The organism is Actinomadura sp. KC06 (assembly GCF_004348735.1).
Taxonomy (GTDB): Bacteria; Actinomycetota; Actinomycetes; order Streptosporangiales; family Streptosporangiaceae; genus Spirillospora.
The window spans coordinates 1-20,048 of the sequence record NZ_SMKT01000051.1; the positions used below are offsets into that span (position 1 = coordinate 1).

At 71.2% G+C, this 20,048-nt stretch carries 16 protein-coding genes; 13 read left to right on the forward strand and 3 right to left on the reverse strand.

What is annotated here, in order from left to right:
- A partial coding sequence (locus E1287_RS18175) for a FadR/GntR family transcriptional regulator (RefSeq protein WP_131966144.1) occupies positions 1 to 758 on the reverse strand: 758 nt, incomplete at its 3' end.
- Between the two features lie 227 nt (positions 759 to 985).
- Here E1287_RS18175 and E1287_RS18180 point away from each other — a divergent pair.
- The 13 genes from E1287_RS18180 to E1287_RS18240 all read left to right on the forward strand — a co-directional run bounded on the left by E1287_RS18180 (position 986) and on the right by E1287_RS18240 (position 17,328).
- Positions 986 to 1,828, forward strand: coding sequence for a DUF1028 domain-containing protein (locus E1287_RS18180; protein ID WP_131966145.1), 843 nt, complete (start codon positions 986 to 988; stop codon positions 1,826 to 1,828).
- A 746-nt stretch (positions 1,829 to 2,574) separates the two neighbouring features.
- Entirely contained in the window at positions 2,575 to 3,060 is a 486-nt protein-coding gene (locus E1287_RS43795; protein WP_165969069.1) for a nuclear transport factor 2 family protein, read from the forward strand.
- 178 nt (positions 3,061 to 3,238) lie between these two features.
- On the forward strand, positions 3,239 to 4,129 hold the full coding sequence (locus tag E1287_RS18190) for an agmatinase family protein (RefSeq protein WP_207934292.1): 891 nt from the start codon (positions 3,239 to 3,241) through the stop codon (positions 4,127 to 4,129).
- A 303-nt stretch (positions 4,130 to 4,432) separates the two neighbouring features.
- Positions 4,433 to 5,092, forward strand: coding sequence for an isochorismatase family cysteine hydrolase (locus E1287_RS18195; protein ID WP_165969071.1), 660 nt, complete (start codon positions 4,433 to 4,435; stop codon positions 5,090 to 5,092).
- The gene (locus tag E1287_RS18200; protein WP_131966149.1) at positions 5,089 to 7,371 is read left to right on the forward strand and encodes a hydantoinase B/oxoprolinase family protein; all 2,283 of its coding nucleotides are present in this window, start codon (positions 5,089 to 5,091) and stop codon (positions 7,369 to 7,371) included. Before E1287_RS18195 ends, E1287_RS18200 begins: the two co-directional genes overlap by 4 nt.
- Complete coding sequence (locus tag E1287_RS18205) at positions 7,368 to 9,470, forward strand: hydantoinase/oxoprolinase family protein (protein WP_131966150.1); 2,103 nt, start codon at positions 7,368 to 7,370, stop codon at positions 9,468 to 9,470. Before E1287_RS18200 ends, E1287_RS18205 begins: the two co-directional genes overlap by 4 nt.
- The gene (locus E1287_RS18210) at positions 9,467 to 10,528 is read left to right on the forward strand and encodes an LLM class flavin-dependent oxidoreductase (RefSeq protein ID WP_165969072.1); all 1,062 of its coding nucleotides are present in this window, start codon (positions 9,467 to 9,469) and stop codon (positions 10,526 to 10,528) included. Before E1287_RS18205 ends, E1287_RS18210 begins: the two co-directional genes overlap by 4 nt.
- A gap of 79 nt (positions 10,529 to 10,607) precedes the next feature.
- On the forward strand, positions 10,608 to 12,215 hold the full coding sequence (locus tag E1287_RS18215; protein ID WP_207934293.1) for an ABC transporter ATP-binding protein: 1,608 nt from the start codon (positions 10,608 to 10,610) through the stop codon (positions 12,213 to 12,215).
- Positions 12,216 to 12,303: 88 nt separating this feature from the next.
- On the forward strand, positions 12,304 to 13,362 hold the full coding sequence (locus tag E1287_RS18220) for an ABC transporter permease (RefSeq protein WP_131966151.1): 1,059 nt from the start codon (positions 12,304 to 12,306) through the stop codon (positions 13,360 to 13,362).
- Between the two features lie 11 nt (positions 13,363 to 13,373).
- Positions 13,374 to 14,345 (forward strand): ABC transporter permease, encoded by a 972-nt coding sequence (locus E1287_RS18225; protein ID WP_165969073.1) that lies wholly within the window; start codon positions 13,374 to 13,376, stop codon positions 14,343 to 14,345.
- Positions 14,346 to 14,406: 61 nt separating this feature from the next.
- On the forward strand, positions 14,407 to 15,417 hold the full coding sequence (locus E1287_RS18230; RefSeq protein WP_131966153.1) for a BMP family protein: 1,011 nt from the start codon (positions 14,407 to 14,409) through the stop codon (positions 15,415 to 15,417).
- Positions 15,418 to 16,635, forward strand: a complete 1,218-nt coding sequence (locus E1287_RS18235; protein WP_131966154.1) for an amidohydrolase family protein — start codon at positions 15,418 to 15,420, stop codon at positions 16,633 to 16,635.
- A 120-nt stretch (positions 16,636 to 16,755) separates the two neighbouring features.
- Positions 16,756 to 17,328 carry a glycoside hydrolase family 25 protein gene (locus E1287_RS18240; RefSeq protein ID WP_131966155.1) on the forward strand — a complete coding sequence of 191 codons (573 nt, stop codon included), beginning with the start codon at positions 16,756 to 16,758 and terminating at the stop codon, positions 17,326 to 17,328.
- A gap of 59 nt (positions 17,329 to 17,387) precedes the next feature.
- On the opposite strand, the gene E1287_RS18245 is transcribed toward E1287_RS18240, so the two are convergent.
- Positions 17,388 to 18,572, reverse strand: a complete 1,185-nt coding sequence (locus tag E1287_RS18245; protein ID WP_131966156.1) for an acyl-CoA dehydrogenase family protein — start codon at positions 18,570 to 18,572, stop codon at positions 17,388 to 17,390.
- 129 nt (positions 18,573 to 18,701) lie between these two features.
- Positions 18,702 to 20,033 carry a condensation domain-containing protein gene (locus E1287_RS18250; RefSeq protein WP_131966157.1) on the reverse strand — a complete coding sequence of 444 codons (1,332 nt, stop codon included), beginning with the start codon at positions 20,031 to 20,033 and terminating at the stop codon, positions 18,702 to 18,704.
- Between the last annotated feature and the right edge of the window lie 15 nt (positions 20,034 to 20,048).

Here is a 20,048-nt window from a genome sequence, read left to right on the forward strand (position 1 = left end):
GCTGTGGATAAGAGACGGGAGGAAGTCGAGCGGTTGTCGGGGGCTATGGAGCCGGCGATGTCCTGCTCGACGCTCTCCAGGTGGGCGATGACGTGCCAGCGCGCGAGTTCGCCGCGCCGGGAGCGGATCGCGTCGCGGATGGCGCGATGTTCGGCGATGGACTTCTCGGGCCGTTCGGGCAGGTCCCATGTGGCGCCGCGCTCCGGCAGAAGCTGCTCGCCCATGGTGTTCGCGAGCTCGAGCAGCGCCTCGTTGTGCGCGCCGGCGATCAACGCGCGGTGGAACGCGACGTCGGCCTGCACCATCGCGATCAGGTCGCGGTCTTGGAACGCGGCCTCCATGTGGGCGAACGCCTTGTCGAGGGCCGCGAGGTCCGTCTCGGTGGCGCGCTTGGCGGCGAGTTCGGCGGCGAAGGACTCCAGGCCCTTGCGCACCTCGAGCATGTCGTGGACTTGATCGGCGTGCCGGGCGGTCCACTGGCGCCACTCGGTCCGCAACGGCCGCGAGTCGCCCGAGGAGCGGACGAAGGTTCCGACGCCGTGCCGGATCTCCACCAGTCCCAGGGTCTGCAAGAACTGCAGTGCCTCCCGGACCGTGCCCCGGCTGACCTTGAGCTGCTCGCTCATGCTGCGCTCGTTCGGCAGCTGCTCGCCGGGCTGGAACGTGCCCTCTTCGATCTGCCGGGACAGCTCGCGGATCACACGTTCCTTGATCGGTTCAGAGCGCAGCGGCTCAAGCCTGGGCTCACCCTGCGACATCGGCGTCACCTGTCGTGCCCCAATCCGTGTCTCACACCGGTCTTCGTCGCCGGCGTTCTGTTGTTACCGCCCGCGCTCCGTGCGGTGGACGCACGGTTCCGGCAGCGTGAGCGCCGTCCAGCCGAAAAGGGTTGGACCTCCATCCTCATGATACCGCGCCCCGTTGACATTCGGACGAATACCAGTCTTTGATGACCTGACGTCGGAGGTCGAACCAGGGAGCCGCCATGAGGTCCGCCACGTTCTCGATCGTTGCCTGCGACCCCGTCCGGCGGGAGTGGGGGGTCGCGATCGCCTCCCGGTTCCTGGCCATCGGCGCCCTCAGCGCGTGGGCCGAGGCCGAGGTCGGCGCCGTCGCAACCCAGTCGTTCATCCATGCCGCGCATGGAGAGGAGGGCTTGCGGCTGCTGGCGGGCGGCGCGTCCGCCACCGAGGCACTCGACCGACTGCTGGCCGGCGACGACGGGCGTGAGCTGCGCCAACTCGGGATAGTGGACGCCGCGGGCGGCTCCGCAACGTACACCGGTTCGGGCTGCATGGACTGGGCGGGCGGCCGGGTCGGCGACGGCTACGCGGCCCAGGGCAACATGCTCGTGTCCGCCGCCACGCTCGACGACCTGGCGTCCGAGCACGAGTCGCGAGCGGGGCAGCCGCTGGGCGACCGGCTGCTCGCCGCGATGGAGGCAGGTCAGGCGGCGGGCGGCGATCGCCGCGGCCAGCAGTCCGCAGTCCTGCGGGTGGTGCGCGAGGGCGGCGGATACGGCGGCGCGAGCGTCGTGATGGACCTTCGCGTCGACGACCACCCGCAGCCGCTGGTCGAGCTGCGCAGGTTGCGCGGGCTGCACGAGCTCTACTTCGGCCATACGCCGGAGGACCGCTGGCTCACCGTGGATGATCCGCTGCGCGCCGAGCTGCGCGATCGCCTGGGGACGCTCGGGCATGACGAGGGCGACCTGGCGGCAGATCTATTCGCGTGGGCTGGTGTGGAGAACCTTGAGGAGCGCGTCCGTGGCGCCGACCGCATCGATCCTGTCGTCCTGACCGAGCTCCGCAAGGCCACGACCAGCTGATACGTGACCGCAGCAGGGACTGACCGCCTCAGACGACCCTTCCCGCACGCCAACCTCCGACCACCGGACGCCGCCCCCCGAGGATCTCCCGGGCTGTACGAGCCGATCAATGATCGCGCCACAAGCGATCCCGTCCCGACGACCGAATCCGTGCTGAGACACGCCACCGCCGAGGCGGACGCGCCATGGCCTCCGTGGGCCGGCGCTGAGCAAGCCGAGTGAGCAAAGGAGCGAGATGTCGATTGACCGGGATCGACTCACTGGCGGTGAGTGGTCGCACCGTCGTCCTCGACGCGGGCACTCTCCTACCCGGCTACCGGCCGGGAGCGCACGGTGTCGGGGCTGGTCAGGGGTGCCGCGCGGGTGATGGTGGCCGCTGGCGGACGTGCGTGTCGCGCGGCGGGTTCGCGCCCTGTGGAGGAAGGCGGACCAGAGGCTGGACGTCGAGCAGATGTACGAGTCGAAGTGTGAAGGAGAGCTAGATGTCGGTTGAGCGGGATCGGAACACGGACGATCACGGGCTGCCCGCGAAGGACCGTCCACGCAAGGTGTCGGAGCCTGAGCAGGGGCTTGTCGCCAACGAACCTGGAGGGCCGGAGGAGGGCGGGCGTGAGGTGCCATGGCACAGGCGGGAGTCCCTGGCGGGTGATCGCGGGCGGGCTCCGGTGAGTGTTCGGCGCGATGTGGCGGGGCCTGAGCTGGGGCTTGGCGGGAGCGATTTCGGGCCGGTGGCGGATGTGCGGGAAGTGCGGCGGGTTCACGGGCAGTGGTGGGAGGCGAACCAGGGACTGGACGTCGAGCGGATGCGCGAGTGCTTCGCCCCCGGCTACCTCATGTGGAATCTCAACGGCCATCCCTATTACGGGCTCAACGAGAAGATCGCGCTCTTCCAGTACTACAAGGGGCGGCTTGTGCCCACCGAGCCGCCCCGGCTCTGGGACATCAGGGTCGTCGTCGACGGGGACATGGCGTACGTGACGTCGGAGGGCGCGCTGCCGTTCGAGGTCACCGGGGACGGATCGGGGTCGGCCACGCTGGACGCGGTCGTTCCGCTGTACGACGGCGATGGACGGACGGTACGCGTGCGTTTCCGCGAGACGTGCGTCCTGCGGCGCGACGACGGCGAGGGCGGGCGCGTCTGGAAGATCTGGCATTTCCATTGCTCTCCGCTCGCGCCAGAAGACGAGCCGCGGCCCGGTTTCGGGGACACGGCGGCCGAACGGCGCCGGTGAGGGTATTGACGGCCGCGGACCGGGCGGCTAAGAATGAGTGCACAGAGGTCCGACCTCTTACCTCAAACCCCGAGAAGGGCTGAAATCAGTGGCAATCCTGCACGCAGGCATCGCGACGTTTCTCCAGTCCCCCCACGTGGCTCCGGAGAGATCCGAGCTCCGATCAGTTGGCGCGAACGTGGCGGTCCTCGGGCTTCCGTACGACAGCACGACCGTCACGCGTCCGGGTGCGAGCCACGGCCCGCGCGCGATCCGCGACGCCTCGTCGCACTTCTCGTTCGGCGCCGGCTACCACTTCGACTACGACGTCACCGTCTCCGACCATCTCAAGATCGTCGACTGCGGTGACGTGGACGGCGCTCCCGGCCGCGCCGCCGTCACGGTCGAGCGGGCGGAGCGGGCGCTGGACGAGCTCTACGCCGCCGGCTGCTTCCCGGTACTGCTGGGCGGCGACAACATGACCACCATCCCCGGAGCCCGGGCCCTCGCGCGGCACCTAGATGGGCCGATGGGTTTCATCATGTTCGACACCCACCTCGACACCGCGCCGGACATCGACGGGGAGCCGCTTTCGCACTGCTCACCCGTGCACCGGGTGCTCGACCTGCCGAACGTCGACGGGAGCAACGTCGTCCTGGTCGGCATCCACGGGGCGGCCAACCCGAAGTACGAGAAGGACATCGCCGAGGAGTACGGCGTGCGGGTCTTCACCGTCCGCGACGTGGACCGGCTGGGGATCGACGAGGTGGCCCGCCGTGCCCTGGCCGCCGCGTCCGACGGCACCGCGGGCGTCTACCTCTCCATCGACATCGACGTCCTCGACGGCGCGTACGTCTCGGGCACCTGTGGACCAGAGATAGGAGGACTGACCGGACGGGAGATCGTCCGGGCCCTGGAGATCGTGGCCGCCGGGCCGATCTGCGCCGCGGACTGCGTCGAGGTGGCGCCGATGCTCGACGCCTCCGGCAACACCGCACGTGTCGCCGCACGCCTGGTCATCGACATCATCGCCGCCCGAGCGTGCCGCGCCCGTGACGGCCATCCCCTCCCGTCCGCCCCTCGCGCATGACCGAGTCCGCCCCGAACAAACACGTCCGCCCCGCACGATCGAACGTCCCGCGCGCATGGCCGAGCTAGCGCGCCTAGCCGAGTCCGTTCCGCACGACCACACGATCGTTCCGCATGGCTGAGCTTGGCGCGCGCACATGGGCAATCCGCCGCGCATAACCGAGTTCGCCGCGCATAACCAAAACCTGCCGCGTATTGGCAATTCCGCCGCGTATGACAATGCCAGCCTTGCATGACCGTGTCCCACACGCGAAATACGCGAAAACGGCCTGCACTGCAGGCGACGAAACGAGATTGGAAGCGCATGACCGACGTTCCGGCGACCAAGCCGTACATCGATCCGTCCCGCACCGCACTGTTGGTCATCGACATGCAGAAGGGGTTCTGCGACCCCGAGAGCCGGATGGAGAAGGCGGGGATCGGCACCGCCAACCAGCGGGCGGCCCTGCCCTGGATCCTCGAACTGGTGGAGATGTGCCGGGGTTACGGGATGCCGATCCTGTGGTCGCAGCAGATCCATTACCCGGAGGACGTGACCCGGCAACGCCGCAGCATTCCGTCCCACATCGACAAGCAGAAGTGGGCGCCGTGCCTGCGCGGCACCTGGGAGGTCGACTTCGTGGACGAGGTGACCGCCGTCCTCCGTCCCGAGGACATCATCGTCGAGAAGCACCGCGCGTCGGTGTTCTTCGAGACGACGCTCGACACAAAGCTGCGGATGCTGGGCATCGAGCAGATCATCATCTCCGGCTGCAACACCGACTTCTGCGTCGAGACCACGATCCGCGACGGGTACTACCGCGACCTCGACGTGATCGTCGTCCGCGAGTGCGTGGCCGGGCCCCGCAAGCGGTTCCACGAGGACACGCTCGCCAAGGTGGAGACCTACTTCGGCGCCGTCGTCACGCTCGGCGAGCTGCCCTCCGTGGTCATGTCGCCGGAGGCCGTGGAGGCGTCGGCATGACGGTCGGAGCTCAGGCCGGACGGCGGCTGCGGCTCGACCCGTCGGTGTTCGAGATCGTCAGGCACCGCCTCTGGTACATCAACGACGAGGGCGCGCTGACGATCAGCAGGCTGTCGGGCTCGCCGGTGGCCACGGAGGTGTTCGACATGAACACCGGGCTGATGACGGCGAACGGCGACCTGGTCTACATCGACAATTTCATCTGCGCGCAGGCGACGACCCTGTCGGCGCACGTCAAGCACCTGCTGGAGTCGTACGCCGACAATCCGGGCTTCGCGGACGGCGACGTGTTCCTATGCAACGACCCGTACGTCTCGGTCTGCCACCAGAACTGCGTCCAGGTCGTCGCGCCGATCTTCTACGAAGGCGACCTGGTGGCGTGGGCGGGCGCGTCGCTGCACGCCATCGACGTCGGAGGTCCGACCGCAGGCCAGGTCCAGCCGGACGCCGCCGACATCTACGGGGAGCAGCCGCTGATCGGGCCGATCAAGGTGTACGAGGGCGGCAGGTTCCGGCGGGACGTCGAGAACACCTATCTCAACAACTCGCGGCTGCCCGAGCTGCTCGGCCTCGACCTGCGGGCGAAGGTCGCGGCGGTGCAGGTCATCCGCACCCGCCTGGTGGAGACGCTGCGCGAGTTCGGCGCCGAGACGGTGCTCGCCGCGATGGAAGACGTCATCGACTACACCGAATGGCGGCTGCGGGCACGGCTCGCCGAGCTGCCGGACGGCACGTGGCGGCACCGCGCGTATATCGAGTTCGGCGACGACATCTACGACTGCCACGTCACGATGCGCAAAGAGGGCGAGCACCTCGCCTTCGACTTCACCGAGACGGCCGACCAGGCGCCCGCCGTCATCAACTGCGCGCGGCCCGCGCTGCACGGCGGGGTCCTCGCCGCGGTCCTGGTCTACCTGTGCTGGGACATCCCGTGGTCACCGGCGGGCGTACGGCGGGCGCTGACCATCGAGTCCCGCGAGGGCTCGGTCGTGGACGCGGCCCGTCCCGCCGGCGTCTCCAAGTCCACCACGACCTCCATCTGGGAGGTCCGCAACCTGGCCAGCATCACCTGCGGCAAGATGCTCGCCGCCAGCGACCTGCACCGGCACCGCGCGATGGCGGGGTGGCAGGGCGTCAAGGCGCTGGAGGAGCTGTTCGGGTACGAGGCCGACGGCGAGCGCTTCGGCGGTCCGCTGCTGGACGGCATGGCCGGCGGCGGGGGCGCGCTCGCCACCCGCGACGGCATCGACACGGGCGGGCACACCAGCTCGCTGCGCGCGACCATCGCCAACGTCGAGAGCTACGAGCTGCGCTACCCCATCCTGTACCTCTACCGGCGGCAGACCCGCGACTCCGGCGGGCCGGGCAAGTACCGGGGCGGCGCCGGGCCCAGCATGATGTACATCGTCCACGGGGTCGAGGAGATCCCGACCAAGATCCTTCACACGTTCGGGGTGGAGCAGCCCGAATCGCCTGGTCTGTGCGGCGGCTACCCGTCCACGACGAACCAGTTCGCCATCGTGCGCGGGTCGGACGTCCGAGCACGCCTCGCGCGGGGTGAGGTTCCGCAGGAACTCGACGACCTCGACGGCACGCTGGAGGTCTTCGGCGCGTTCGCCGCCACGTCGATGCGGTCCGATGACGTGTACCGGGTCGTGTCCATGGGCGGCGGCGGTTACGGAGACCCGCTGGAGCGCGACCCCGCGCTCGTCGCCCGGGACGTCGGCGCCTTCCTCGTCAGCCGCGAGTGGGCGGAGCGCGTCTGGGGCGTCGTCCTGGCCCCTGGCACTCTCGAGGTGGACCTCGCCGCCACCGCCCGCCGCCGCGCCGACCTCCGCCACGAACGCGCCACCGCCGCCGGCCTGCCCAACCCCGCCGAGGCCGCCGTCCCGCCGCGTTCTGCCGGTGGGGGGCTGCCGGGTGACTCCGGAGGGAGCGGGGATGCCGTTGCCGGGGAGCGGTTGAGTGAGCTGTTGTTTCGTGGTCACTCCGGTTCGTCTGGCGAGGGGGCGGTGTATCGGTGCCGGTGCGGGCATGTGCTCGGCGCCGCCGAGCGTCCGTACAAGGAGCTCGCCGCGCAGGCGCGCTTTCCGGTGCAGCGGATCGGCCCGGAGGTCAACCCGCACAAGATCAACGGCGCCCGATTCGAGCTGCGCGAGTTCTACTGCCCTGGCTGCCTGGCGCTTCTGGAGATCGAGATCGCCCGTCCCGGCGATCCGGTCCTGGACGACGCCCGCCTGGCCCTGGACGACGCGCGGCAGGGGGAGAACCGCACATGAGCTACGTCATCGCCGTCGACAGCGGCGGCACGTTCACCGACTGCGTCGTGCTGGACGGGAACGGCACCGCCACCCGCGCGAAGGCGCCGTCGACGCCGCCGCAGTTCGAGCAGGGCGTCCTGGACGCCGTCGCCCAGGCCGCCCGGCAACTCGGCATGCCGCTGGGGACGCTGCTGGCCGACACCACCCTGTTCGCGCACGGCACCACCGTCGCCACCAACATCCTGATCACCAGGACCGGCCCGCGCACCGCACTGCTCACCACCCGCGGCCATGAGGACGTGATGCTCATCGGGCGGACCGTCCAGAAGGTGGCCGGGCTCTCCGAGGCCGAGATCATCAACGTCGCCGGGCTGTCCAAGGCCGAGCCGCTGGTGCCGCGGACGAGCGTCCACGGCATCGACGAGCGGGTGGACCGCGCCGGCCAGATCGTGGCGCCGCTGAAGCTCGACCGGCTGGAAGGCCCGGACGGGCTGCGCAAGCGGCTACGGGACGCCGGCGTCGAGTCGATCGCCGTCAGCCTGCTGTGGTCGTTCCTCAACCCCGAGCACGAGCGGAAGCTGCGCGAATGGCTCGGCGACGGCGAGGACGGCTGGTTCGTCACCGCGTCCAGCGACCTCGCGCCGGTGATCCGGGAGTACGAGCGGACGTCGACGACCGTGCTCAACGCCTACCTGACCCCCGGCGTGCATCGCTATCTCGACATCATGGCCGAGCGGCTGCGGGACAAGGGGCACCGGGGCGCGATCACTGTGATGCACTCCTCGGGCGGCGTCTCGTCGATCGAGGAGGCCCGCGAGCGGGGCGTGGCGCTGCTGTCGTCCGGCCCGGCCGGCGGGATGCTCGGCGCGCGGAACCTCGCCGCGCGGCTCGGCTTCGACCGGGTGATCGCGACGGACGTCGGAGGTACGAGCTTCGACATCGGGATGGTGGTGGACGGCGAGCCCGCGTACGCGGAGGCGCCGATCTTCGCCCAGCATCCCGTCGCGCTGCCGATCATCGACGTCGCGTCGATCGGCGCGGGCGGCGGCAGCATCGCCTGGGTGGAGAAGGGGACCGGCGTCCTCAAGGTCGGACCTCGGAGCGCCGGCGCCTCGCCGGGGCCCGTCTGCTACGGCGCGGGCGGCACAGAGCCGACCGTCACCGACGCCAACGTCGTCCTCGGCCGCATCGACCCCGCCAACTTCCTCGGCGGCCGGATACGGCTCGACGCGGACGCGGCCCGCGAGGCCGTCCGGGAGCATGTCGCCGAGCCGCTCGGGCTGACGCCGGAGGAGGCGGCGGCCCGGGTCATCGGCATCGTGGACGCGCAGATGGCCGACCTCATCCGCCGGGTGACGGTGGAGCGCGGCCTCGATCCGGCGCGGCTCACGGTGCTCGCGTACGGCGGCGCGGGCGGGCTGCACGCCGGTGCGTACGCCGCCACGCTGGGCTGCCGCCACGTCGTCGTGCCGCGCGAGGCGGCCGTCTTCTCCGCCATGGGCATCGGGCTGAGCGACGCCAAGCGCATCGCCCAGGTGTCCGACCCGGCGCGGGCGCCGTTCGACCTGGCCCGATGGCGGACGACGTTCGACGGCCTGGCCGCCGGGCTGCGCGAGGACTTCGCCGCGGCGAACCTGCCGGTGCACGACCTCACCCTGCGGCGCTTCGTCGACCTGCAGTTCCGCGGGCAGGTGCACACGGTCCGGGTCCCGGTCGAGGACGCCGACCTCGCCGCGGCGGACGGCGGCGAACGGGTCATCGAACGCTTCACCACTTCCTACGAGGACACGTACGGCCCCGGCACCGCCTACCGGAAGGCCGGTGTGGAGGCCATGACCTTCTCGGTCGAGGCGGTCGCAGGTCTCGGCATCCCCGAGCCCGCGCCGCTGCCGGACGAGGGCAAAGACGCCTCGGCGGCGCGCTCGGGAGAACGGTTGGTGCACTTGGGGCCTGGCACGTCCGAGACGGTCCCGACCTACGAGGCGGCGAAGCTGCGTCCGGGCAACCGCCTCGCCGGGCCCGCCATCATCGAGGCGGTCGACACGACGGTGCTCGTCCACCCGGGCCAGCACCTCTGGGTGGACGGTCACCTCAACCTCCGCTTGGACCTCGTATGACCGACCAGCCCGCGTTGGGGGTGGCGCTGCCCGGTGATCTGCCGGTGCGGGAGACGATCGCGCTGGCCCGCGAGGCCGAAGCGCTCGGGTACGACAACGTGTGGGTCAACGACGACCGGCTGCAGCGGGACCCGATCGCGCTGCTGGCCGCGATCGCCGGCGCGACCTCCCGGGTCGCGCTCGGGCCCGGCGTGACCAACCCGTACACCCGCCATCCGGCGCTGCTGGCCTCGGCCGTGGCCACGCTCGACGAGCTGTCCGGCGGCCGGGCGGTGCTCGGCCTCGGGACCGGCGGGACCGGGCACCGCCCGCTGGGCGTCCGGCGGGACGCGCCCGCCGCCGCGCTCCGCGAGGCCGTCGCCGTGACCCGGGCCCTCCTCGCCGGCGAGGAGGTGACGCTCGACGGGCGCGTGGTCCGCACGGACGGGGCACGGCTCGACTTCGCGCCCGTCCGCGCGGACGTTCCGATCTATGTCGGGGCCCGCGGCCCGCGCGTCCTTGAGGTGGCGGGGGAGGTCGCGGACGGGGTCATCGTCGGCAACCTCGCCACCCCGGAGGGCTGGTCGTATGCCACCGGACGGATCGCCCGCGGCGCGGAGCGGGCCGGGCGGGCGCTCGGCGAGGTGCGGCTGGTGGCCTGGTTCTACTGCTGCGTCGCCGACGATCCGGGCGCGGCGCTGGACGCGATCCGGCCGATGGTGGCGACCTCGCTCGCCACCAGCCGCCCGATCCTCGGCGAGCTCGGCGTCGAGCTGCCGGGACGGTTCGCCGCCGCGATGGAGGCGCACGGGTGGAGCTTGGAGCGCGCCGCCGTCACCGCCGCCGGGAAGCTGCTCCCGGAGGACGTCCTGCAGCGTTTCGGGCTCGCCGGCACCCCGGAGCACTGCCGGGCGGCGCTGGCCCGTCTGCTCGCCGGATTCCCGCAGATCGCCCAGGTGGTGATCGTGCCGTTCGTCCCGCCGGGCGGGGAGGTGCGGGAGACCATGGCGCGCTTCCACGCCGAGGTGGCGTCCCGGCTGGACGTCCGAAGACCGGGTGCTCGCGCTGGAAACCCCTGATGAACCCGGCACACCGCCGTGGAGCCCGCGGGTTTCCCATGGAGCCCGAGCAGTCGTCGCTGGAGGGAGGGAGCAACCGATGCGTACACCACCGGCAGGCAAGCCGCTGGTCATGCGCGGCATCGTCAAGCGGTACGGGGACGTGCGCGCGCTCGACGGGGTGGACCTGGAACTGCGGCCCGGTGAGGTGCACGCGCTGCTCGGCGAGAACGGCGCGGGCAAGACCACGCTGATGAACGTCCTGTACGGGATGACCAGGCCCGACGCCGGGACGATCGAGATCGGCGGGCGGGCGGTGCGGTTCGCCGCGCCGCGCGACGCGGCCGCCGAGGGCATCGGGATGGTGCACCAGCACTTCATGCTCGTCCCGACGCTGACGGTCGCCGAGAACATGGTCCTCGGCAGGCCCGGCGGGCTGTTCCTCGGCCGGCGGCGGCTGGCGGCGGTGGCCGACCGGCTGGCGGAGCTCGCCCGGCGGTATGAGCTGGACGTCGACCCGCACGCCAAGGTCTGGCAGCTCTCGGTCGGGGAGCAGCAGCGGGTGGAGATCCTGCGGGCGCTCTACCACGAGGCGCGCGTCCTCATCCTCGACGAGCCCACCTCGACGCTCGCCCCGGTGGAGAGCGAGCGGCTGTTCCCCCGGCTGCGCGCGATGGCGCGGGAGGGCGCGGCCGTCGTGTTCATCACCCATCACCTCGGCGACGTCATGCGCTGGGCCGACCGCATCACCGTGCTGAGGCGCGGCACGCGGGTCGGCGTCCTGGATCCGGCCGCGACGTCCGAGCCGGAGCTCGCCCGCCTGATGGTCGGCCGCGACGTGGGCACGGTCGCGCCGCGGACGGGCCCGTCCGTCCGGAAGGAGACGGTGCTCACCGTCGACGGGATCAGGGCGAACGGGGACAGGGGCCCGATCGCGCTTCATGACGTGAGCTTCACCGTCGCGGCGGGCGAGATCGTGGCGATCGCCGGCGTGGAGGGCAACGGGCAGCCCGAGCTGGAGGAGGTCCTGACGGGCCTGCGGGCGCCGGCGGCCGGACGGGTCCTCCTCGACGGACGGGACGTGACCGATCTGCCGCCCGGCGCGCGGCTCGGTCACGGGCTCGGGCTCGTCCCGTCGGACCGCAACCGGCGCGGCATCGTCGGCGGCCTCTCGGTCGCCGAGAACCTCGTCCTCGACCGGATCGGCCGGGCGCCGTTCGGGACCCCGCTCCGGGTCTCCCGGCAGGCGATCGAGGAACACGGGGCGGCCGAGGTCGAGCGCTTCTCGATCGCGGTGTCGTCCCCGGCGCAGCTCGCCGGGACGCTCTCCGGCGGCAACGCCCAGCGCACGGTGCTCGCCCGGGCGCTGAGCGCGGGACTGCGCTGCCTCGTCGCCGCGCAACCCACCCGGGGCCTGGACGTCGGCGCGATCGAGTTCGTCTGGGAGCGGCTGGCCGAGGCCCGCGCCGCCGGACTCGCCGTCCTGCTCATCTCCACCGACCTGGACGAGGTCATGAGCATCGCCGACCGGTGCTGCGTCCTCTACCGGGGCCGGCTGGTCGCGTCCTGGCCACGGGAGGACCTCGACCGCGAGCAGATCGGCCTGGCCATGGGCGGCGCCCTCAACCACCCACCGCAGGCCCCCGACGCCGCCGAGGCCGCCCGCTCCGCCGACGACGCTCCGAGCCCCGACTTCGAGGAGGCCTGATGACCACAGCGAACCGAGGGTCTTCGGGGCTCCCGCCCCGCCTGCTCCCCGGGGGCCATGGGGTTGCGCTTCAGAAAGGCGGGGCGTGATGGTCGGCGCGCGGCTGGGGCGGGACTCCGCGCTTCCCGACCGGCTCGGCGGGGTGATGGGCCGACCCGTCGTGTCCACGCCGGTCGCCGTCGTCCTCGCGTTGGTGGCGGGCGGGGCGCTGATGGTGATCGCGGGCGGCGACCCCGTTTCCGGGTACCGCGCGCTGCTCGACAGTGCCTTCGGCTCCCCGTACGGTGTGGGCCAGGTGCTCACCGTGGCGGTTCCGCTGGTGTTGATCGGGCTGGGCCTGGCGCTGGCGTTCCGCGGACGGGTCTACAACATCGGCGCGGAGGGGCAGCTCTTCATGGGCGCGCTCGCGTCGGGCACGACCGCGATCATGCTGCCCGCCGGGTCCGCACCGGTCCTGATCAGCGCGTCGCTGGCGGCGGGGGTCGCCGGCGGCGCGGCCTGGGCGTACGCGGTCGGGGTGCTGCGGGCGCGCTGGGGCGTCAACGTGGTCATCACCTCGCTGCTGCTCAACTACGTCGCGACGCTGATCTTCAGCTATGTGATCCGGAAGCCGCTGCGCGATCCGTCCACCACCTCGGCGCTCAAAGGCGAGCAGGTGCCCGCGGGGGCGGTCCTTCCCGACCTTCCCGGCCTCCAGGTCCACGCCGGCGCGCTGGCCGTGCTCGTGCTGGTCCCGCTGATCTGGTACGTGAGCGCCCGCACCCCGTTCGGCTTCCAGGTGCGGATGCTCGGGCTCAACGAGGAGGCGGCGCAGGCGGCGGGCGTGCCGTCCGGACGGATGGTCGTCCGGCTGATGCTGATCTCCGGCGGGCTCGCCGGGCTGGCCGGCGCGCTACAGGTCCTGGGCGTCTCGGACCGCCTGGACCCGGACCTCTCGCAGGGGTACGGGTTCACCGCGATCGTCGTCGCGCTGCTCGGACGGCTCCAGGCGCCCGGGGTGCTGGTCGCCGGGCTGCTGCTCGCGGCGCTGGTGACCGGAGGCCAGGGGATGAGCGTCACGGAGGGCCTCCCGTACGCGATCGTCGCCGCCATCACCGGGGTCTTCGTCGTGTTCCTGCTGATCGCCGACCGGTTCGGCCGAGAGTGACGGTGATGGGGATGGACTGGTCAGCGGTCTTCGGATCCGCAGCCCTGATCGTGCTGTTCAAGACCGGCCTGGCGCTGGCGATGCCCACGGCGCTGGCCGCGGTGGGGGAGACGGTCGCCGAGCGCGCCGGGGTGCTCAACCTCGGGCTGGAGGGCATGATGCTCTCCGGCGCGCTGGCGTCGTTCCTCGCCGCGTACTACCTGGAGAGCTCGGTCGCCGGAGCGGTCGCGGGTCCGGTCGCGGGGGTCGTGCTCGGCGCGCTGATGGCCTTCCTGAGCGTGACGCTGCGCACCGACCAGATCATCAACGGCATCGCGATCGTGCTGTTCGCCCAGGGGATCTGCGCGTTCGTCTTCGAGCGGCTCTTCGGCGGCGCCGACCAGCCGACGATCCCCGGCATCCCGGATCTGCACGTCCCGCTCCTGGGCTCCATCCCGGTGGTGGGGGAGATCCTCTTCCAGCAGAACCTCCTGTTCTACGTGGCGCTCGTCCTGGCGCTCGGGACGTGGGTGCTGCTGCACCGCACCCGCCTCGGCCTCTCGATCCGGGCCGTGGGCGAACGTCCCGAGGCCGCCGACTCGGTCTCGGTCGACGTCCGCCGGGTGCGGTGGACCGCGCTGCTCGTCTGCGGCGGGATGGCCGGGCTGGGCGGCGCGGTGCTGGTCGTCGGCCAGCTCAACCTCTTCGAGGACACCGTGACGGCCGGACGCGGCTGGATCGCGATCGCGCTGGTCATCTTCGGGCGCTGGAACCCGGCGCTGGTGCTGGCGGGCGCGTTCCTGTTCGGGCTCACCGACGCGCTCCAGCTCCGGGTCCAGACGATCAGCGGCGGGGTCAACTCCGCCGTCCCGTACGAGATGTTCGCGGCCCTGCCGTACGTCGTGACGCTGACGGTGATGGTCGCGGCGACGATCCGCAGCCGCCGTGCCGCGCAGCCGTCCGCGCTCGGCATCCCGTTCCGGAAGGAGGCCAGGAGCTCCTAGCCCCACGGAAAGGCTCCCGTCCTGAGAGAGATACGCCGACGTACGACGACTGGAGAAGGACATGCTCGACAAGTTCAGGACCAGGACCGTGGCCGCCGCCGCGGCGCTTCTTCCGGCGCTCGGAGCCGTCGGCTGCGGCGACTCGTCCGGTGACGCCGCCGCCGACGGCAAGCTGCAGACCGCGCTGGTGATGCCGTGCACGGCCAGCGACCCGTGGTGCGGGCAGGCGCTCAGCGCGGCCAAGCGGCTGGAGTCCGAAGGCAAGATCGAACTCAAGGTGACGACCAACGCGCCGCAGGACACCGCGGGGATCTCCCGGGTGCTCGCGCAGTACGCGCAGTCCGGCACCGACCTGGTCATCGCCCACTCGACCTGGGGCGACGCGGTGCTGGAGGTGGCCAAGAAGTTCGGCGACACCCACTTCGCCACGTACGGCTCCACCGGCGCGGACAACGTCGCGCTGCTGGAGGAACCGCTGTACGAGGCGTCCTACCTCGCCGGAATGCTGGCCGGCGACATCACCCGCAGCGGCGTCATCGGCGGGACGGCCGGGCAGGACATCGCGCTGTGCCACGCGCTGCTCAAGGCGTTCGAGCTGGGCGCGCAACGGGTCCGCAAGGGCACGAAGATGATCGCGACCTACATCGGGGATTGGAACGACGCCGCCAAGGGCAGGCAGGCGACCATGTCACAGCATCAGCAGGGCTCCGACGTCGCCATCGCCTGCGGCGGAGGCCCGGCCAACGGGATGGTGCAGGCCATCAAGGCCACCAACACCGGCGGCTTCGGCTACATGGGCGACATGCGGTCCCTGGCGCCGAAGAATCTCGTCGGCTCTGTCACGTACAACCTCGTCCCCTACTACACGGCGCTGGTGAACGACGTGTCCAAGGGCAGCACGCAGCCCGGGAAGAAGTACCACTTCGGCCTCGCCCAGGGCGGCGTGGACCTCACGCTCAACCCGGGCTACCCCGCCACCGGCAAGCTGACTTCGGCTATCAAGGAGATGGAGAAGGTCAAGAAGCAGATCGTGGACGGGACGTTCAAGGTCCCCTACGTGACGGAGGGCTGAATGCCGCCAGAGGGTCTGCTGCTGCAAGGCGCGACGCTGGCCGACGGCTCGCGCGCCGACGTACGCGTCTCCGGCGACCTCATCGCCGAGGTCGCCGCGCCGGGCCGGGCCGTCCCCCGGCCCGGCGAGACGGTCACCGACCTCGACGGGTACGTCCTGCTCCCGGCCCCCGCAGAACCGCACGCCCATCTCGACAAGGCCCTGACCGCCGACGAGGTGCCGGTGCCGAACGCGGACCTGCCGGCCGCCGTCGCCGCCTGGCGGGAGCACCGCTCCACGCTCACCACCGAGGACATCGCCCGGCGCGCCCGGCGTGCGGCGCTGCTCGGGCTGTCGTACGGGGTCACGGCGATCCGCACGCACGCGGACGTCGGGCCCGGCGTCGAGCTGCGCGCCGTCGAGGCGCTGGTGGACGTACGCGACGAGCTGCGCGGCCTCGTCGACGTACAGGTGGTGGCGATGGCCAACTCCTTCACCGGAGAAGGCAGCGAATCCCCGTCCAGGCTGCGGGACGCCCTGGCGCTGGGCGCGGACATGCTCGGCGGCGCCCCGCACATCGACGAAGACCCCGCCCACCACCTGCGGACGGTGCTGGCAATGGCCGCCGAACACGGCGTACCCGTCGACCTCCACATGGACGAGCACCTCGGGGACGCGCTCGACCTGCCCGCTCTCGCCCATCTGGCCGGATCCCCTGGCGCGCCGCCCGCGGTGACGGCCAGCCACTGCGTGAGTCTGGGGATGCGGACGCCCGCCGTCCAGGAGGAGGTCTCCCGGACGGTCGCCGCGGCGGGCGTCGGCGTGGTGGTCTGCCCACCGACCAACCTCTATCTCCAGGGCCGCGACCTGCAGACCGGCACGCCGCGCGGCCTCGCCCCGGTCGGAGAACTGCTGCGCGCCGGCGTGCTGGTCGCGGCGGGCGGCGACAACGTCCAGGACCCGTTCAACCCGTTGGGCCGCTGCGACCCCCTCCAGACCGCGCAGTTGCTGGTCATGGCCGGCCACCTCACCGTCGACCAGGCGTACGACCTGGTCAGCGACGGCGCCCGGCGGGTCATGGGCCTCCCGCCGGCCCGCGTCGAACCAGGCTTCCGGGCCGAACTCCTCGCCATCGCCGCCGGCTCGCTCCGCGAGGCCATCGCCACCACGACCGAGGCCCGCATCGTGATCCGCGGCCCCAGGATCGTCCACCGCACCCGCGTCGTCCATGACCCGTGACCCACGCCATGACGGTGTGGCCAGGATGAACGGGCTTGTCACCCAATCGCGTGTAGGCGGCATCGGTGGTGGAGGAACAAGCGGTTCAGGGGTCGGTGCGACAGCCGAAAGGGGGCCGTCGTGCTTCACGGCATCGACGTCTCATCCCACAACCCCTCCTTCGAGTCCGAGGGACTGGACTTCGTGATCGTCAAGGCGACCGAGGGGCGCACCTACACCAACCCCCGCCGGGCCAAGCAGGCCGCGCAGGCCCGCAGGGACGGCTGCGTAGTGGGGTTCTATCACTTCCTGCTCGGCCGCCGGGGCCTGAGCCTGGCCCGGATCACCGCGCAGGCCCGGTACTTCGTCGAGAACTGCGGCGCCGAGGACGGCGACATCCTGGCCCTGGACTGGGAGACCGACCCGAAGGGACGGCGTGCCACCAGCGCCCAGAAGGACAAGTTCCTGCGCGAGGTGAAGAAGCTGCGCCCGGACCACAAGCTGATCCTGTACGTCAACCGCGACCTGTGGACGAGGAAGAGCACCGGCGACTACAAGGCCGACGGGCTATGGATCGCCGACTACCGCGAGGCCGGCGACCCGCTCATCAAGGACAAGTGGCTCTTCCACCAGTACACGTCCAAGCCGCTCGACAAGAACGTCGCCGACTTCAAGTCCCGCGACGCCCTCAAGGAATGGGCCTCGACCACCTGACGGCCGCCCGGACATAGGTGGAAGCCGCAGGTCGACCCCGCGGCTTCTCCCGGACGGACCTACAGGTAGACGGTGTTGGGCTCCAGGCCGAGCGCGACCCGGCCGTAGAGTTCGAGGTTGGTGTTGGGGTGCAGGATCGCGTGCAGGTTGATCGCCTGGATGTCGCGCCGGATCCGCTGGATCGGGGCGGAGTCGTAGATCGAGGACGCGCCGCTCGCGGTGCTGAAGATCTCGACGGCCCGCATCGCGAGCTCGCACGCCGAAGAGGCGTCCAGCCGGATCAGTGCGCGCTCCTGTACCGTCCACGACTCGCCGGCGGCGCTCTTGGCGTCCAGGGCCGCGGCGGCGCGCTCGGCGTGGAAGGCGGCCTCGTCCATCCTCATCTGCGCCTCGGCGAGCTGCAGGTGGGTGATCGGCGCCTCGAGCTGGCGCTCGTAGGTGGTGTAGGTGATCTTTCGTTCGGGCGCCCGGCGCAGGAACTCCTCCTTCGCCGCGGCGGCCAGCCCGAGCGCCGTCCCGGTCACGCTCATGCAGGCGGTCGGCAGCAGCGGGGTGCGGAAGATCGGGTTTCCGGCGTTGGCCTCGCTGGCGTACTGCTCGCTGAGCAGCGCGGGGAGCGGCAGCACCCGCTCCATGGGGATGAACAGGTCCGTGGCGACGGTGGTGACGCTGCCGGTCGCGCGCAACCCGCTGGTGTGCCAGTCGTCGATGATGGACATGTCCGACATCGGAGCGATCGCCATGACGGGCCACTGCTGGTCGCCGCCGGGCGCCGGGGCCATCGCGATGAGGACGTTCCAGTGGCTGTGGAGGGCGCCGGTGTTGAACGCCCACCGGCCGTTGAACAGGAAACCGCCGTCCTGCGGGACGGCGGTTCCGGTCGGGCTCAGCAGGCCGCAGATCCGAGTGCCCGGAACGTCGAAGACCTCGTCCTGGACCGCGTCGGGAAAGAGCGAGGCGAGCCAGCTGCAGATCGACCAGACCGCCGTCGTCCACGCCACGGAGGCGTCTCCGCGGCCCAGCTCGGCGATCGTCGCGACCAGGGTCCGCATGTCGACCTCGTGCCCGCCGTGCCGCGCGGGGACCCGCAGCTTGAGCATCCCGGCCTTGTCCAGAAGGTCGATCAGGTCGTCGTCCAGTCGCCGCTGCCGCTCGGCCTCGGCCGCCCTGGCGCGCAGCTCCGGCACCAGACCCGACGCGCTGCGGACCGCCTCCGAGGCGGACAGAGCTTGTGCGGTTTCCATGAATTCTCCTCGTGGGTTGCGTCCTGACCGTCGTGGTAAGTGCTCGGCTCGCTTCCATTCCGAGCCTCTCACCCGCGGCGAAGTGGTGCTTCTTCGTGAGTGCGGACGGGAAAGGAAACGGCGCGCCCGTCAGGTGAGACAGCGCCGCAGCGTTTCCAGATATCGCTCCAGCATGGCGACCATCGGCGCCTCGTCGTGCAAATTGCTGCTGTAGCCGAGGCTGCCGGTCAGCTCCCCGTTCGGGCCGAGTTGGAGCGACCACAGAGAGCCGTCCGGGATATCGGAACCGACGGGCAGCGAGAGCAGATGCCGGCTGATCGAGGTGTAACTGAGATCGCCGACGGTGTCCGATCTCATGCTGAACGGCGACTGGACGACCTGGAACACCGACGCGGCCAAACCGTCGACCGCGGCGGGCCGCATCAGGCCGGGCGCCTCCTCCAGCAACTGCATCAGCGGCAGCTCGTGCCGGTACGCCTCCAGGCAGGTCGTCCGGCACTTGCGCACGACGTCGGAGAAGTCGGCGCAGTCGGCGATGTCGGTGCGCAGCGGCAGGAAGTTGAAGAACGCGCCGACCGTGTCCTGGATCCGGCTTCCCGAGCGACCGGACGTGAAGGTCGGCACCACCAGATCGGTCTTGCCGGTCAGGTCGCGGATCATCACCTTGAACGCCGCCAGGAACACCATGAACGCTGAGCCGCGGAGCTTGGACGCCTGCGCGAGGGCGGTGGAGGCCAGCTCGCCGGGCACCGAGAACCGGTACCAGGAGGTGCGGAAATCCGGCGCGGTCGACCGCATCCGGTCGGTCGGGAGTGCGATGATCTCGCCTCCGTCGAGCTTGCGCCGCCAGTACTCGCGCGCCGCCCTCGTCCTGGCGCCGCCGCCGGTCTCCGCGCGCTGGATCGCGGCGTACTCGCGATACTGCAGCGGAGGCGCGAGGTCGGGCACCGAATACCCCGACCGGGCCGCGTACCGGTTGGCCAGGTCGCGCACCATCAGCATCACCGACCACGAGTCGACGGCTGTGTGGTGCACCATGAGCGCGAGCACGGCGTCATCGTCGTCGAACCTGCCGAGGAACGCGCGTACCAGCGGCAGCGACCGGACGTCGAACTCGCCGCCCTCGATCTCGTTGAGGAATCGCTCCGCCTCCAGCTCGCGCAGGTCCGGCGGCGTCCGCGGCAGCGTCCTCGTCTCCAGCCGCACCGGGACGGGCTCGGAGATCCGCAGGTACGGGTCGCCCTCGTCGCGCACTATGACCGTCCGCAGGGCCTCGTGCCGGTGGACGACGTCGTCCAGCGCCGCCTGCAGCGTCGCGTCGTCGATCCGGCCACGGACCCGCCAGCCGCCGACGTGGTGGTATCGAGGGCCGAACGGGCCCGCATCGTCCCCCTTGTCGAAAATGCAGAGGAATTCCTGCTGCAACGACACCGGATAACGTCGTTCCGCGACCGTGGTCATGGCGAATACCTCTCT